The 16,116-nt window shown below is 69.5% G+C and carries 11 protein-coding genes and 1 pseudogene; 4 read left to right on the top strand and 8 right to left on the bottom strand.

What is annotated here, in order from left to right; all coding sequences use genetic code 11:
• Positions 1-74 precede the first annotated feature (74 nt).
• The 3 genes and pseudogenes from IG99_RS20365 to IG99_RS20355 form a co-directional block, all read right to left on the bottom strand.
• Positions 75-515 (bottom strand): annotated as a pseudogene (locus IG99_RS20365) (hypothetical protein); the annotation flags it as partial.
• Between the two features lie 140 nt (positions 516-655).
• Entirely contained in the window at positions 656-2,152 is a 1,497-nt protein-coding gene (locus tag IG99_RS20360; protein ID WP_037676205.1) for an FUSC family protein, read from the bottom strand.
• A 389-nt stretch (positions 2,153-2,541) separates the two neighbouring features.
• Positions 2,542-3,108: a TetR/AcrR family transcriptional regulator gene (locus IG99_RS20355; RefSeq protein WP_037676007.1), complete on the bottom strand. Its 567-nt coding sequence runs from the start codon at positions 3,106-3,108 to the stop codon at positions 2,542-2,544.
• Between the two features lie 151 nt (positions 3,109-3,259).
• On the opposite strand from IG99_RS20355, the gene IG99_RS20350 reads away from it, so the two are divergent.
• The 4 genes from IG99_RS20350 (at position 3,260) to IG99_RS20340 (ending at position 6,162) form a co-directional block, all read left to right on the top strand.
• On the top strand, positions 3,260-4,729 hold the full coding sequence (locus IG99_RS20350; protein ID WP_037676005.1) for an MFS transporter: 1,470 nt from the start codon (positions 3,260-3,262) through the stop codon (positions 4,727-4,729).
• Positions 4,730-4,789: 60 nt separating this feature from the next.
• Positions 4,790-5,443 (top strand): CatB-related O-acetyltransferase, encoded by a 654-nt coding sequence (locus IG99_RS20345; RefSeq protein WP_037676003.1) that lies wholly within the window; start codon positions 4,790-4,792, stop codon positions 5,441-5,443.
• Between the two features lie 58 nt (positions 5,444-5,501).
• The gene (locus tag IG99_RS48795) at positions 5,502-5,639 is read left to right on the top strand and encodes a hypothetical protein (protein ID WP_158973211.1); all 138 of its coding nucleotides are present in this window, start codon (positions 5,502-5,504) and stop codon (positions 5,637-5,639) included.
• A 175-nt stretch (positions 5,640-5,814) separates the two neighbouring features.
• Positions 5,815-6,162: a YciI family protein gene (locus IG99_RS20340; RefSeq protein ID WP_037676001.1), complete on the top strand. Its 348-nt coding sequence runs from the start codon at positions 5,815-5,817 to the stop codon at positions 6,160-6,162.
• Positions 6,163-6,707: 545 nt separating this feature from the next.
• Here IG99_RS20340 and IG99_RS20335 read toward each other — a convergent pair.
• The 5 genes from IG99_RS20335 to IG99_RS20315 form a co-directional block, all read right to left on the bottom strand.
• Positions 6,708-8,030 carry a ricin-type beta-trefoil lectin domain protein gene (locus IG99_RS20335; protein WP_037676000.1) on the bottom strand — a complete coding sequence of 441 codons (1,323 nt, stop codon included), beginning with the start codon at positions 8,028-8,030 and terminating at the stop codon, positions 6,708-6,710.
• Between the two features lie 67 nt (positions 8,031-8,097).
• Positions 8,098-10,080 carry an alpha-L-fucosidase gene (locus IG99_RS20330; protein WP_037676203.1) on the bottom strand — a complete coding sequence of 661 codons (1,983 nt, stop codon included), beginning with the start codon at positions 10,078-10,080 and terminating at the stop codon, positions 8,098-8,100.
• 68 nt (positions 10,081-10,148) lie between these two features.
• On the bottom strand, positions 10,149-12,557 hold the full coding sequence (locus IG99_RS20325) for a ricin-type beta-trefoil lectin domain protein (protein WP_037675999.1): 2,409 nt from the start codon (positions 12,555-12,557) through the stop codon (positions 10,149-10,151).
• A gap of 79 nt (positions 12,558-12,636) precedes the next feature.
• The gene (locus tag IG99_RS20320) at positions 12,637-14,478 is read right to left on the bottom strand and encodes an RICIN domain-containing protein (protein ID WP_051865668.1); all 1,842 of its coding nucleotides are present in this window, start codon (positions 14,476-14,478) and stop codon (positions 12,637-12,639) included.
• A 201-nt stretch (positions 14,479-14,679) separates the two neighbouring features.
• Positions 14,680-16,107 (bottom strand): arabinofuranosidase catalytic domain-containing protein, encoded by a 1,428-nt coding sequence (locus IG99_RS20315; protein ID WP_037675996.1) that lies wholly within the window; start codon positions 16,105-16,107, stop codon positions 14,680-14,682.
• Positions 16,108-16,116 lie beyond the last annotated feature (9 nt).

The following is a 16,116-nucleotide window of genomic DNA, read 5'->3' as shown; positions in this document are numbered from 1 at the left end:
GCAGGAGTGCGCAAGGTCTAGACCAAGCATCGGACGATGGCGTGCCGAGGAGGGACGGGGGGGGAGCCCTCGGCTCAGGCACCCACCAACGGTGAGCCCGAAAGGGCGCGCGGCGGCTGGGTCAGGTCGGCGAGGGCGCGTTCCAGGCTGTGCAGGTGGGCGAGTGCGGCTTCTTCGGCGGGCGGGGTCGCGGTCGTGGGGTGCTGTTCGGCACCATCTCCCGTGAGGGGCTCGACCGTGGTCTGCACACGCCGGCAGGCGGCGGCGAGGCATGCGTCGTGGGACGCCTCCGGGGCGGCGACGACGGCGACCAGGCCGCGGATCTGCCGGGCGCAGTCGTCGAGGAGGGCGAGGACCTGGCCGACCCGGCGCTTGCGGCCGAGCACCGGGTCGAGCGGGTGCACGAGCGGGGCGACGGAGAGCCGTACCCGGCCGAGCAACTGCTCCAGTTCGGCCACCCGGCGGGACGGATCGGCGCCGGGGGCGTGTCCCGAACGGGCGGGTGCAGAGGCCGAGTACACGAATCGAGGTCACCCAGCGATCTATCGGCACCTCGTGCCGGGCTCCATCACGCCTGCGACCAAAATCCTCAACGAGCGGCTGTAAGCCGTCTGGCAGAGAGCGCCGCACCCTGGTTCGACACTCTTCCTCCCGTTCACGGACGGACAAGTGGAGGGCGAGACGACCCGAGCGGCATCGCCAGCTCAGACAGGGCCTTCTCCAAGCCGCGCAGATATACGAGGGCCGACTCCGCCTCGTCGTGCTGAGGCATCTCGCAGCCGGCGGACGCCACTCGCCTGCGCCTCGATTCGCTGACAGTGAGTGCTTCCACCGCTGCCTCGACGCGCCAGCACGCAGCGGCCAGACGGGCGTCGTGCGACGCGACAGGATCGGCGGCAACGGACACCAGACCCCGCACTTCGCGGGCGCAGTCGTCAAGCAGCTCAATGACCTGGCGGGCGCGGGCCTTCCGAGCACGGAAGGGAGTCAAGGGGTGCATCAACGGGGCGAGTGCCATCCGTACCCGGCCGAGCAGCAGGTCCAGTTCGGCGGCGTGCGGGGCAGGGTCACCCTTCGGGTCTCCAGCGAGGCGAGCGGTCGCTTCGGCGGTGGCCGCGTGGACGCAGTGCAGTGCCCGCTGGATCCAGGCGTCGTTCGTGGCGTGCGTGGTGACCGGCAGGACGAGGGCCACGGCCAGCGCGGCGCACAGCGCGCCCACACCAGTCTCCGCAAGGCGGAGCCCGAGCAGGCTGGGGTCCAGCACGCCCAGCAGGCCGTACAGCAAGCTGACCATGACCGTCACTGCCAGCATCATCCAGGAATACGAGACGGCGGCGGTGTAGAAGATGCCGAAGACACAGACGGCAACCAGGGCGGCCGTCGGCGCGGGCGCGCCATGCAGCGGGATGGCGACCAGCAGGCCGACGGCGATACCGATCACGGTTCCGAGGACCCGGCGGAAGCCGCGGACCAGGGTTTCGCCGCGAGAAGCCGTGTTGACGAAGATCCACCAGCAAGTACCGACGGCCCAGTACCAGCGCTCTTCGGAGAGCAGCTGCCCGACAAAAAGCGCGAGAGCCGAGGCAGCAGTGGCCTGGAATGCCTGCCGGGTGGTGGGCCGCGCCAATCCGATGCCGGGCAGGACCGGCGGGGCTGCCGAAGGTGCGGTCTGACGCTCGATGGGCCAGAGCACGAAGCGTGTGACGCCGGCCGCGAAGAGGGCGAGACCCTCGGCGGTGTACAGCTCGGGCAGCTGCGCGGCACCCGCGTGCAGGAACTGCGTGATGAAGAAGTTCATGAACGCGAAGATCCCGAGCGCGTGGCCCCGCGGGCCCCAGCGGCGGGCATAGACCCCACAGAAGACGACGGCCAGGAACGCGGCGTCACGGGCCGGGGTGATGCCGTGCAGTGTGGCGGCAAGCGCCAGCACGGGGAATCCGGCCAAGGGAAGCAGGGCGGTGGTGATCCGCTGGTCCCGGACGGTCGCATCGGTGACCGTGAAGAGGGCGAGCAGTGCCGCGAGCCCTCCGGTGATCGATGCGGTGAGCGATAGCCCGCAGAGGTCGGAAACGGCGAAGGCGGCGGCGACACCGATGACGGCGCGGGTAGCGTTCCGCAACCTCAAGCGCCCCGGGTCCGGAGCCACGAACATGCTCTTCACGGCGGTGCGCCGCCCCCTTGTGGTGGTTCGCGTCCTGCTCGCGGTCGTCCCGGGTGGCGGACGACAAGCAGGCAGGACGAAGGCACCGCGGTCCGGACCCGGCCTCGTCGCCGTCCGGCGCTACGCCCGCCTCGAGTACATGGATAGGACAAAGATAACCACCTCCGGGCCCACTGGCTCAACTGTCACGCCATTGACTGTGCCAATGGCACAGCTGATGAGCGCATCCGCGCGGTGACGGCCCGCCGACCGACGGATTCAGCCGGGCCGCGTGAGCCAGTCAAGGGCCGGATGCCTGAGCCGGCCGGGCGAGTGTGGGCGAGCACCTGACGGAGCCCTGGCACCGCGTCCGAGGGCTGATCGCGGGAACCGGGCTGAGGTCACAGCAGTCGGTCGACCAGCCCGTCGATGTAGTCCGGGGTGAGCGGGCCCATGCCGAACAGGACGCGGATGTACATCGGGGCCAGGATGTGGTCCAGCACGTCGAACGCGTCGGGTGCGTGCTCGCCACGGTCGCGGGCGCGATCGAGCATGGACTGCAGTTGGCGGGTGCGTTCGGCGCGGAGGTCGGCACCAGCCTGCAGGCCCTGCTGACCGCTGCTCGACAGGGCGACGGCCAGGTGCAGCACCGCCGGACCGTCGGGCCCGGTGATCTCGCGGGCCACTTGGGCCGCGTAAGTGCGCAGGTCGCCGGCCAAACTCCCGGTGTCGGGCATCGGCGACCGCGTGTTGAGGCGGGTGAGCGCCACGTCGGTGAGCAGGGTTTCCAGGTTGCCCCACCGGCGGTAGATGCTGCTGTCGGCCACGCCCGCGCGGGCTGCGACCTCGCCGACGGTGAAGTTGCCGTAGCCGCGCTCACTGATCAGTTCGGTGACGGCCTGGTGCACCTGCGCGCCGACGCGGGCGCTGCGCCCGCCGGGCCGCCGGGCTCGCTGTCGCTCGTTCATGCCGCCCACCTTAACGCAGTCAGAACTTGCGTTAGCGAGGGACCCTCCTTATAGTCGCTAAACGCAGTCGCTGACTGCTTTAGGGTACTCGGCTGTATCGCCACCCGCGTCGACCGTGACCGGGCGCAACTACCGATGGAGGGGGATCCCCATGGCTGCATCGCATGCGACCGTAGGCAGTCGATCGAACCGGGCTGTGCTGCTCACGGTGACCTGCCTGGGCCAGTTCATGGTCCTGCTCGACAACACGATCGTTGGAGCGGCGCTGCCCGATATGCAGCACCGGCTGCACACTCAGCTGACCGGTCTGCAATGGATCGTCGACGCGTACGTACTGCTGGTCGCCATGCTGCTGCTGTCCGGCGGTGTCTTCGCCGACCGGTTCGGTCGCAAGCGGGTCTACCTGACCGGCGTGGCGGTGTTCACCGCCGCGTCGCTGCTGTGCAGCCTCGCGCCCTCGCTCGGCTGGCTCATCGCCGGCCGGGTGCTGCAGGGCGTCGGGGCCGCGGCGCTGAGCCCTGCCTCGCTCGCCCTGCTCGCCGCCGCCTGTCCCGCGCCGCAGGAACGAATCAAGGCGATCGGGATGTGGGCCGGATTCAGCGGAATCGGTCTGGCCGCGGGCCCCGTGGCCGGCGGCGTGCTGACGGATGCCTTCGGCTGGCCCGCCATCTTCCTGGTGAATCTGCCCATCGGCGTGGTCCTCCTGCTGGTCGGTGGGCGCAGCCTCGAAGAGACCCGCAATCCGAGCGCCCCCGCCATCGATATCCCGGGAACGGCGCTGTCCGTTCTTGGGGTGGGGGTGCTGACCTACGGGCTGATCGAGGGTGGTACCCGCGGCTGGACGTCGCCGGTGATCCTGGGCAGCTTCACCGCCGCGGTGATCCTCCTCGTCGCCTTCGCCGCCGTCGAAGCGCGTCGTTCCGCGCCGATGCTGCCGCTGCGGCTGTTCCGGCAGCGCCTGTTCACCGTGTCCAACACCGCCATGGTCGTGGTGGGGTTCGCGCTCATGGGTTCGTCGTTCTTCTTCTCCCAGTTCTTCGTGTACGTCCAGGGCAGCTCGATCCTGCGCGCCGGTCTGCAGACCCTGCCGGTATCCCTCGCCATGGTGATCGTCAGCCCGTACGCGGGCCGGCTCGCCGCCCGGTACGGCTTCCGCATCGTGGTGACCACCGGCCTGGTCCTGGCCGGCCTGGGACTGCTGGCGCTCGGCATGGTGCACGCCGACACCCCCTACGGGAACGTGTGGTGGCGGCTGGGAGTCGTCGGCACCGGCTTCGCCCTGACCATGTCCCCACTGACGGGAGCCGCCATCCAAGCGGTCAGCCCGCAGGAAGGCGGCCTCGCATCAGGCATCAGCAGCACCACCCGGCAGATCGGCGCGGTGCTCGGCGTGGCGCTACTCGGAGCCATCGTCCGCACCCGGCAATCCGGCGGCGCCTCCTTCGAGACCGGCCTCAACAGCGCCTTCCTCGCTGCCGGCACGGTCACTTTGGCCACCGCCGTGTTCACCGGCCTGTGGCTGGCGAGGGCCAAGCCCGCGGAAGGCTCCGTGGCGCCGCAACGTGCCACCGATCCAGATGCGGTCACCACCTCGAACGTGGCATCCGCGAACAGCCGTTGACACCTCCCAGTACCCGCCAGGGTGACGCCCCAGGTCCACCAGAGAGGAACCGCCTCCACGATGCCGCCCGTTCCCGCTGACCCCACCGTGCTCCACCCGATGCCCGAGCACCCGCGCGTGGTTCTGCTCAAGCCGCTGGTGAAGTCGCCGCTGATCGAAGTCGGTGACTTCTCCTACTACGACGATCCGGACGCCCCGACCGCGTTCGAGACGCGCAACGTTCTCTACCACTACGGTCCCGAGCGGCTTGTCATCGGCAAGTACTGCGCGCTGGGGACAGGCACCCGGTTCATCATGAACGGCGCCAACCACCGCATGGACGGTCCTTCCACCTTTCCGTTCCCCACCATGGGGGGCTCCTGGGCGGAGCACTTCGACCTGATCACCGACCTGCCCGGCCGAGGCGACACGGTCGTCGGCAACGACGTGTGGTTCGGCCACGGCGCCACGGTCATGCCCGGTGTGCGCATCGGTCACGGCGCGATCATCGCCGCCGGCGCCGTGGTCACCGGAGACGTCCCCGACTACGGCATCGTCGGTGGCAACCCGGCCCGGCTCATCCGCACCCGTTACGAGGCTGCGGACATCGCCCGGCTCCTCGCCCTGGCGTGGTGGGACTGGCCCCTGCAGTCCATCACCAGGCATGTACGGACGATCATGTCGGGGACGGTCGCCGACCTGGAGGAGGCCGCCGCGCAGATCGACCAGCCCTGACACCGCGTCCTCGCCACACCGCCCGCATCCGTCCCGCGCCAGAAACGAGTGATCGCCCATGCTCCGTCGCCGCGCCCACATCGCGATGGTCGGTTCCAAGCAGTTGCAGGCCGCCGCGCGAGCTGAGGACGGCACCCCGCGCGCCGCCGACCTCATCGAGAACATGCCGGCCGCCGCCGCGAGCCCCGCGCTCTGAGCACCGCCGCTCCCTGCCCCGGCTGGCGCCGTCCTCATCCGAGGACCTGTACCTGCGGTACAGGCGCGGGGAACCCCCCGCATCGCTCCGGCGGGGGCGCCACCTGAACAGACCCGCCCCCCTTTCACCTGCCGTCAACAGCAGTCGCCCGCACGGCGTCTGGAGAGGAAGTTCCATGAAATACGCACTCGCGATCTTCGAGACGGACGAGTCGCGCCGCCGGATCCAGGCCGATCGGGCCGCCTACCGCAAGGAATACGAAGGCTGGATCGGTAGCCTCGCCGCGGCCGGGAAACTGGTCGGCGGGGAAGCCCTGGAGACCGAACACACCGCTCCCGCGACCGTGCGCACCACGGCCAACGGGACATCGACGGTGACCGACGGACCCGCACACGCCGGCGAGGAGACCCTCGGCGGCTGGTTCATCGTCGAGGTGGCCGACCGCGCGGAAGCCCTCGAACTGGCCAGGAGCCTCCCCACCCCGGAGACCGTCGAGGTCCGCCCGATCCTCGAATCCGCCTGACCGGCGGCAACCCCTCCGGCCGATTCTGTGACCGGACCTTGAGGGTGACGGCCGCCCGGTGGCCAGGCGCCTTGAGGTGGTACGACATCGGGAACCGTCACTCGTGCAGGGGGTGACGGCCGCCCGGTGGCCAGCCGGAAGCAACCCTTCTCGCCGCCCGGCGTCCTACACAGTGACACGCTCCGGAAGCTTCGCATCGTCGATGTTTCATGGGGCTTCCTCGATGGCGAGGGCGAACCTCACTGTCTGAGCATGTATTTCACGTTCGAACCTCGACCTGAAACCGCCCATCCCCGCGGCCTCTCATAGTCCCGCCTTCCCGGTGGCCGCCAGGGTTTCTCCCGCTGTCACAGGGAGCCCGCCTACGAACGGGGCCCTGCCGGTCAGACGCACGGCGGGCCAGGTGGCCGGTCCAGTCCGGTGGGCACAGTGCGTCGTTCTTCCGGACGGACGCCGTCCCGACTCCGGCATACCCGACGGAGCGTCGGGGATGCCGGAGTCGGCAGTTCGTCAAGGTGCTGGACGTGAGCAACGGCGTCCTGGCATCAGTTCTCCAGGCGCCAGTGCTGGTTCGCACCGCCCGTGCAACTCCACAGCTGGATCTTCGTCCCGTTGCCGCTCCCCTGGCCGACGGCGTCCAGGCAGAGCCCCGACTGCGCTGCTGTGATCGTGCCGTCGGGATTGACGTTCCACTGCTGGTCCGCCTGACCGTTGCAGTCCCAGATCGCCGCCGGGGTGCCGTTGCCCGCCGCCTGGCCTACGCCGAGGCACTTGTTGCCGTAGACCATGAGCTGCTTTCCGGTGCTGTGGGTCCACCGCTGGTTGGAGCCGCCGTTGCAGTCCCACAGTTGCGCCTGCGTGCCGTTGGTCGTGGTGGAGGCGTTGATGTCGACGCAGCGCCCCGACTGCTGGCCGACGATCTTCTGGTTGCCGGAGGGCTGGGGCGTCGGCGGTGTCGTGTCCGAGCCGAACTGGGTGAAGAACTGCCACACCGCCGCCGACGTCCAGGTGCGCCAGCCGTCACCGGTGGAGCCGTCGATGGGACCGGGGTCGTGGCCCGCTCCGTCGAACGCGGCCCAGACGACCGGGTATCCGGACCTGCATCCGGAGTAGGTGGTGATGATGTGCGTCAGGCTTCCGTTGGCCGGCTCGGGCGGGTTCTGCCGGGTGCAGCCGTTGTTCCGGACGAAGGTGTCACGCAGTTCCCGTCCCAGCGAGATGGGCAGCACGTTGTCCCTGAGGCCGTGCAGACCCATGTAGGCGATGGGCTGAGTGCCGCCGTTGCACCCGCTGAGGTTCGCGCCGGAGTAGACCGCGACCGCGCGGAAGACCGTCGCCCGGGAGCAGGCGAGGGCGTACGACATCCCGCCGCCGTAGCTGAAGCCGCCGGCGAACAACTGGGTGGTGTCGACGCACAGGCCGGCCTCGATCTGGTTGACCATGGCGTCGACGAAGGCCAGGTCCTGGCCGCCGGGGTTGGCCCAGCCGTTGCCGTTCCCCTGGGGCGCGACGAAGATCGTGCTGTTGTTCGCGTTGTCCGCCAGGCGCCTCAGGCCGTAGTACGACCAGTTGTACCCGTCCGTACCACCCGAGTCGACGTCGTTGGCCGTACCGCCCCGCCAGTGGAAACCGAAAATCAGCCGGTACGGGTGGTTGTTGTCGTAGCCGGCGGGGACCCGCAGGATGTAACTGCGGTTCTGGCCGCCGCTCTGAATCGTGTGGTTACCACTCGTCAGCGCCGGGGCCTTGCCGCAGCCGGCACTCGCCGCGGCGGCACTCCTCGCGGCCGACGCGGGTGCGCCGAGGCCGCTGCTGAAGGACGTGCCCGCGCTTGTCAGGACGAGAAGCAGCGCGGCCACGAGGGACATTAAGAGCGGTTTGCGTTTCATGCTCTCCTTCTTCCGTGCTCGGGGGTGGGACAGGGAGCGCCGGTGTTCAGACGGCGGTGATGGTCCATGCGTTGTTGGTGCTGGAGTTGGGCGTCCACAGCACCGTGGTCGAGCCGGCCGCGGTGCTGCCGCTCCCGTCGAGAGCGGTGCCGGTGCCGCGATTGACGATCTGGTAGCGGTTGTTGCCGAGGCTGCTCAGCGACCACTGCTGGTTGTTGCCGCCGTTCCACGCCTGCTGGCGGGCGGGAGCGCCGTTGGCGGAGTTGCCGTAACTGTCGGCGACCATGCCGTTGGTGCGGTTCACGATGCGGTAGTAGCCGTTGCCGAGGGCGATCAGCTGCCACTGCAGGTTGGTGCTCCCGTCGTAGTTCCACTGCTTGAGGTTGGATCCGGAGGCGACGTTGCCCCCGCTGTCGAGCACCAGTCCGCTGGTCGCGTTGGCGATCCTGACCCAGGTCGTGGAACCGCCCGGCGCGCCCAGGACGGGGATCTCACCGGAGAAGGTGAGCTTCACGGTGTACGCCAGGGCGTTGAACGGCGGGTTGGACGAGGGCATGGTGAGGCGCAGGCCGGAGGCGTCCTGGGTGGGGGCGGGCAGGTCGATGTAGGTGCCGGCGGTGTTGTCCAGCAGTTGCGCGCGCGTCAGACTGCTGAGGTTGATCTGGTTCGAGTTCAGCGTCGCGATGGTCATAGTGCCGCCCTGCCAGCCCAGCGCGGTGGCGTAGAGGACCTTGTTGTCCCGGCTGCGGGTGAACCGGACGTCCTGCGGCTTGCCGGCCACCGGTCCGCTGAACGAGCCTCCGCCCATCTTGGTCGGGCCCTCGCCGTAACTGGCCCAGGAGCGGGTGCCGTAGACCGCTTCTCCGAAGCGGCCGAGCCAGTCGCCCATGGCGAGCAGGATCGACTGCTGCCCGGAGGGGATGGTGCCGTCGGCCATCGGAGCGATGTTCAGCAGCATGCTGCCGCCCTTGCTGACCCGGTCGATCAGCGAGTGCAGCAGTGCCTGCGTCGAGTAGTAGCCGATGCCCACCGTGTAGCACCAGCTGGAGGAGGAGATGCTGTCGTCGGTCAGCCAGTAGGGGGTGAGCAGCCCTGCCGGGCCGCCCCGCTCGAAGTCGAAGACCTCGCCCTTGTTGTTGAGGCCGTCCTTGTAGGTCGCGACCACGTCCTTGTTCCACGCGACTGCCTGGTTGTAGTAGTGCGCGAGGAACTGGAGCCGGTAGGACTCCTGCACCCGGTCCAGGGCGAAGTCCTGCCAGACCAGGTCCGGCTGGTAACCGTCGATGACCTCGACCAGCTTGTCGTACCAGAGTTTGTTCTCCGCCGCCGGGCCCAGCTGCCCGTAGAGGGTGCGGAGCGTGGGGTCGGACTGGGACGGCACGTGGTCGTAGTAGCCGTTGAAGTTGTAGGCGTGGTGCAGCGAGGCCATGAACTTCAGCCCCTGCCCGCGGATGGCCTGGGCGTGCAGCCCCACGAGGTCGAGTCTGGGGCCGCGCTGGACCGAGTTCCACGGGTTGGCGTGGCTGTTCCACATGGAGAAGCCGTCGTGGTGTTCGGCGACCGGTCCGGCGAACCTGGCGCCCGCGGCCTTGAACAGCCGCGCCCAGGCGTCCGGGTCGAACTTGCCGCCCTGGGAGGCGAGTTTGGGGGCGAACTGCACGTAGTTGCCGGCCTTGTCGCGGGCGCCGTCAATGAAGTTGTGGTATGGCCAGGCCGAGGGGTCGCCGTAGGTGGCGATGTGGTGCCGGTTCTCGTTGGAGCCGCCGATGTACATGTTGCGCGGATACCACTCGTTGCCGAACGCGGGGACGCTGAAGGCGCCCCAGTGGTAGTAGATGCCGAACTTGGCGTCCTGGAACCAGGCCGGAGCCGGGGGGTGCTGGTCCACGGAGGACCAGCTCGCGGTGTAGCTTCCGGGGCCGTCGGTCGCGGCGGCCTCGGGGGCGAACCGCAGCAGGCCGAGGGCCGAGGCCGCGCCGGCCGCCGCCAGCAGTCTGCGTCGGCTCAGCGGCAGGGAGGAGGAAGACATGGAGGGGGGCCTCTCGGGGGGATGACGGAGGTCGTGCGGGGGCCGGCGGTTGTCGGCCGGCCACCGCATCAGTCGCGCGTCCACTTCTGGTTGTCGCTGCCGTTGCAGGTCCACAGCTGCAGCAGGGTGCCGTTGGCCGTTCCCGCGCCGGTGGCGTCCAGGCACAGGCCGGACTGGACTCCGGTGATGGTGCCGTCGGCGTGGAGCGTCCACTTCTGGTTGCTGCCGCCGGTGCAGTTCCAGATGTCCACCTTGGTGCCGGGGCTGGTGCCCTGGCCGGCCGCGTCCAGGCAGTCACTGCCGTAGACCCGCAGTTCACCGGCCGAGGTGTTCGTCCACTGCTGGTTGCTGCCGCCGTTGCAGTCCCACAGCGCCACCTGGGTGCCGGCCGTGTGCGACTGGTTCGGCACGTCCACGCACCGGCCGGAGGCGGCCCCGACGATCGCGCCGGTCGTCCCGCCGTTGTCCCCGCCGCTGCCGGGGGTGATGGACAGGTTGTCGAACTGAGCCGTCTCGCCCTGGCTGGTCCCGTAGCCGATCTGCCCGGCCGCCCAGGTGCTGTCGTTCGCTGAACCGACCGTGGCACCGTCGACGACCGCGGTGATCGTGGTGCCGGAGAAGGTGAGGCCCAGGCTGTGCCACCGGTTGGTGCCCAGCGCGGCGGTCGTGCCGCGGGCCAGGGTGGAGACGGTGCCGTTGGTGTTGGAGTTCAGGATCGACCAGGCCCCGGTGTCGCTCACCCGCAGACGGTAGGCGTTCTGTCCTCCCCCGCGGTCGTAGTCGTGCCCGCCAGCACGGCCGATCAGTTCGACGTATCCGGGCTGTTCGAGCAGCACGTCCGACGAGAGCGTGTAGTTGCCCCAGCTCACGTCACCGAGCAGGGCGTGCGGATCGGTCAGCGAGTCCCAGGTGATCGGCTTCTGCGGGCTCATCTGGCGCACGCACATGCCGCTGCGGCCGCCGCCGCAGCCCACCGCCTCGAAGGCGCCCTGCCAGTCCATGAGGTACTTCGCCTCGCTACCGGCGGCGTTGCCGTCGAAGGAGTCGCTGTACGGCAGCTTCAGCGGAGCCTTGGCAGGACCGGTGGCGGTGCCCTTGCCCTGTCCGGTCGTGGTGGTCAGGGTGTACATGCGCCCGGGCTGTACGGTCAGGCTGAAGGTGCTGCCGGACGGGGTGATGTCGGTGGCGTGCACGAAGTGGTCGGCCGGGTTGTTGGACCTGACGTCGGTGGACCAGACGTGGACGGTCCTGGTGGACAGCCCCCCGGTGACGTTGAAGTCCAGCGTCTGTGCGCCGCCGGCGTCCATGGTCTCGATGACCGTGGAGTAGTCGGAGTTGTTGGGGGACTTCAGCGATACGTAGCTTCCGTTGGCGCGGTTGCCGCCGATGTAGCCGCTGGAGGAGTCGAGGTAACGCCACCCCGGCGCGGTGAACTGGCTGGTGTGCGCCATCACCCAGGCGTTCTTGCCGATCGAGTAGGCGCCGGACCACGGCTGCGAGGCCAGGGCGAGACCCATCGTGGGGTACGGCAGGTTGGGGGTGAGCGCGGCGACCACCGGCCAGTTGAGGTAGGCGGTCATCCGTCCGTCGATGTACCCGCGGTTGATGCCGCGGGCCACGGCCTGCGCTCCCCCGTTGTAGTCGTCCGAGCCGTTCTCGCTCGCCCAGAGGGGCTTGCCGGAAGCCAGGGCGGCCGACGGAACCGAGCAGTTGGTCTGGGCCGACCGGTAGCCGCAGGGATAGTGCGTGCCGATGGCGCTCACCGCGGAGGCGAACGACGGGTTGGAGTTGATGTCGTTGGCCACCCCCCAGTCCGAGTCGGCCGCGACGATCTTGACGCTGCCGTAGCCGTTGCTGTTGAGCGCGCCGCGCAGCTGCTGGTACCAGGAGACGTTGTAGCCGCGCTCGTTCCAGCCGCCGAGGTAGTCGATGCTCAGCCCGTGCTTCTTGGCGCAACCGAGCCAGGAGAGCGCGTAGTTGACCATGTCGGTGGACCAGAAGTTCCCGCCGCCGATCCAGCCGGGCGCGCCCCAGGCGAGCCCGTACAGCTTGATGTCGGGGTTGCGGGCCTTGGCCTGCTCCATCAGCCACCATTCGTAACCGCGGTCGCAGTTCAGGTCGGAGCGGGTGTGCTGGTGGCTCGGCTCGGCTCCCGAGGTGGAGTTGGTGTCGCCGCCGATCTCCGCTTTGAGCATCTGCAGGGAGGCGCCGTAGCCGGGCCGGAACAGGTAGTCGAGGATCTGGCCGCGCTGGGGCTCGGGGTAATCGATCAGGAGTCTGCTGTTGCCGCCCCCGCCGCTGATCGCGCCGACGCCGTCGAAGGTCCGGCCGCCGGAGGCGCCGTTGATCGTGACGGATGTGGCGGCCTGGGCCGGCCCGGCGGCCGTGCCCACGATACCGCCGGCGGTCAGGAGGAGGCCCGCGAGCACGACCGTCGAGGCGCGCAGGCGCCGTAACAGCCGTCTGAATGCTGACACGGTGGGTTCCTTTCACAGGTCGGAGGTGTCCGGTGGCCGGTTGTGGCGGGTCCGGCCACCGGACCCGATGGCGGGGTGATCAGCGGACGATGAAGTCCTGGTTGGTGCCCGGCGTGTTCTTGCACTGCCACTGGTCCAGTTGCTGGCCCGTGTTGCCGCCGGCGCCGTAGACGTCCAGGCACAGACCGCTGTTCTTGTTCTGGAACGCGTAGGACCCGTCGGACTGCCGCACGGGCAACCAGAGGCCGTTGGCCGCGGCGCCGGGGGCCTGCTGGACGATGTCCGGGACGCCCGCCGCCGTGGAACTGCCGGCCACCGCCACGTCCAGGCCGGAGTTCTGGGCCCGCAGTTCGCCGTAGCCGCCCGCGGCGGGCACGAAGCGGAACTGCTGGTTGCCCTGCCCGTTGCAGGTCCACTGGTCGATCACGGCACCCGGGTCGGCGGAGTTGCCGTACACGTCCAGGCAGAGGTTGTCGTTGGCGACCACGAGTTGGTGGTAGCCGTCCGGGAAGCCGCCGCCACCTGACGAGGCGGGGGTCAGATGGACGGCGAACGCGTCGTGCGAGGCCTGGAAAGTGAACGGCACCGTGATCGAGCCGCCGGTGGTGCTCACGTTCTGGTCGTACACGGTCTGTGGCGCTGCGAGCGGCGCCTGGTCCGGGATCCGGTGCACGATGACGTGCACGCTGCCGGCGTTCGCCAGCCAGGGTACGGACGACAGTCCGTCGAAGGTCACGGACGCGGCTCCGGTGTACCCGTTCGAGTCCCCGATGACCGCCACCGCTCGCTTGGCGGAGGAGTCCTCGGAGGCCGAGATGGCCGTCGAGCCGACCTGGCCGGAGGTGTCGACGAGGGTGCCGGTCATGTCGGCGTAGTCCCGAAGAGCCCACCAGTTGCCGGTGGGCTGCCAGCTGCCCCCGCTCTGGGTGAGGACGCCGGTCAGGTTCGGGGTGACGCAGCACACCCAGTTGCCGCGCATCGCGTTGGTGTACCCCGACTGCGCGAACCGCGCCAGGTACCAGGCCGTCACCCCGGCGGTCTGCCGGTCGGCCGGCTGGTACTCGTTCGAGGACAGCGGCAGCGAGCCGATGCCCGCCGCGGTCAGGGCGCCGTTCAGGGCACGCGCGACGGTGACCGGGTCGTCGACATCGCCCTCGTTGTGGTTGGCGATCATGTCCGGCACCGTCCCGGCCGCCTTGACGTGCGCGAGCCAGGTCCGCCATTCACCCGGGTTGCGTTCCGGGGTGAACGCTAGTGACGGGCCTACGATCTGCGCCCCGGGGGCGATGCGCCGGATCTCCCGGTAGGCGGTGTCCCACATCTGGAAGTACTGGGCGCTGTTCACACCCCGGGTCCAGAAGGCGGAGATGTCGGGCTCGTTCCAGATGTCGTAGGAGAACGTGAGCCCCGAAGCCTGCAGCGCCCCCACCGTGGAGTCGATGAAGCGCACCCAGTTGGAGCAGTCGCCGTTGTCGCACGGGTACCTCGTGTTCGACGGCTGGCCGCCGTTCGCGCCGTAGATGTCGCTCACCAGCACCTGGTACTGCGCGTGATAGGGCGGCCGGGTGAGGCGTTTCGCCTGCGCGACGATCGAATCGATGTCGGCCCGGGTGGCCGAGCCGTACTGGTAGCCGTCCCTGATCCAGCCGCCGGAGAACCAGCCGCCGCCGCGGAAGGCGTTGATCCCCAGCGGCTGGAGGAACTGGTCCGCCGGCCGGCTGCCGTCTTCGCTGATGCCGTAGAGGAACCCCTCCCCCACGCCGGTCGACGGCCCGCGGGTCGACGCCAGGTTCACGCTCAGCGACTTGCCCGCGGCAGCCTGGCTCGTGGCCGTCGACAGCAGCGGCAGCACCAGTGCCAGGACGATCCCGGCCATCAGCGCCAGACGGCCGGATCTCGCTCTCGTCCGCCCTCGGACCATGGTCCTGCGCAAGGAGGGCAGCGCAGACGGCGGCTGCGGTCGCCCGGCTCTCTCGGTGGTCATGGGCATGATTGATCGACTCCTGGGTCGAGTTGCGGGAGCACACAGGCATGGCGGCGGGCTGGTCCGGCGGCGGTCCTTCACACGTGCCGGACGCCGCGCACATGCCGGGGGCCGCACCCCCTCACCGGTGAAGAAGGCTCAGCGGTAGCCGGCCGCGGTGATGTTCGCCTGCACCGCGTTGTCGGTCGCGTCGGAGGGATAGCCGGCGACGATCGCTCCCTCGTAGAAGGTGCCGGCGCTCAGGTTGGCGCCGCCGCCGGGCTTGCAGCAGTCGCCGCCGCTCCCCAGCACGATGGCGCCCTGCTTCTTCATGGGGCTGTATCCGCCGGGAAGCCCGCCGTCCCACAGGGTGGTCAGGCCGCCGGACTGCGCGTTGCCGCCCTTCAGGGCGAACCTCGATGTCCCGTTGTTCTTCAGCATCGCGGTGACGAACTTGCTGGTGAAGGCCCGCTGGTTGCCGTTCCAGGACTGGCTGCCGCCGGGGTACAGACCCCACTCGAGATCGGCCTGCACCCAGGGACCTCTGCCTGCGCAGCCGCCGAACCAGCACTGGGTACCGAAGTTGATCGCGTCCATCGCCCCGGCGGCGTCGGCCTTGCGGGTCGTCTCGCTGTTGCCGTAGTCGAAGCAGCAGCCGCTGTTCACGTGGGTGCCGCTGGTGACCATGTACGCCCCTTCGGGTGCGGCGCCGGTCGGCACGCCCGTCAGGTGACCGTCCCGCCAGTAGCTGTTGCCGGGATTGATGTACAGCGAGTACGCCTTGGTACCCCCGGCGGTCAGCGACTCGGAGGTCGCCTTCGCGGGGCTGCTCTGATTCGATCCCGGCACCTGGGCCGATCCCTGGTACCACAGGTCGTTGCCGCGTCCGGACTGGTCGCGTACGACCGTGATCACGCAGGAGGTGCCCGCGCAGAACGCGTCCTGCGCCGCCGCGTCGGCGAAGCCGCCGGGCGCCAGCACGGCGATGTCCCTGGTGGCGTTGTCCGAGGAACGCCTGACCTGGTACAGGGCGCCGCGGTAGGAACCGTAGAGCGCCCGCACCGTGCTGTGCGCGGCCACGCACGGCGTACCGCCCGCGGCGTAGATGTCGCACGGACCCGATCCGCTGGGCGTGGGTGGAGGTGTCGAGGTGCTCCACTCCTGGTTGCTCTGGCCGTTACAGGTCCAGAGGATGACCGCCGTGCCGTTGGCCGTGCCCGCCCCGTTGACGTCCAGGCACAAGCCGGACCGGGTCCCGGTGACGGACCCGTCGGAGTTCTGCCGCCACGTCTGGGTCGCCCGTCCGTCACACGCCCGGATGACCGCCGGGGCTCCCGGAGCCGTCCGGTCGTCGTAGGTGTCCACGCACCGGGTGCCGCCCATCGCCTTCAGCTCACCCGCCGACGTGAACTCGAACCCCTGATTGACCTGGCCGTTGCAGTCCCAGATGTCCAACGTCGTTCCCGGCGTGTCGACGTTGCCCTTGACGTCCAGACACCGCCCCGACGCCGAGCTCACCAGGGGTGCCGCAGCTGCTGGTGCCGACCATGTCGGCGCGGTCTCCAGCAACACGGTCAGCAGTGCCATCACGCATAC

The organism is Streptomyces griseus subsp. griseus (assembly GCF_000720255.1).
Lineage (GTDB): Bacteria > Actinomycetota > Actinomycetes > Streptomycetales > Streptomycetaceae > Streptomyces > Streptomyces griseus_I.
This window is presented reverse-complemented; position numbering and strand designations above follow the sequence as displayed.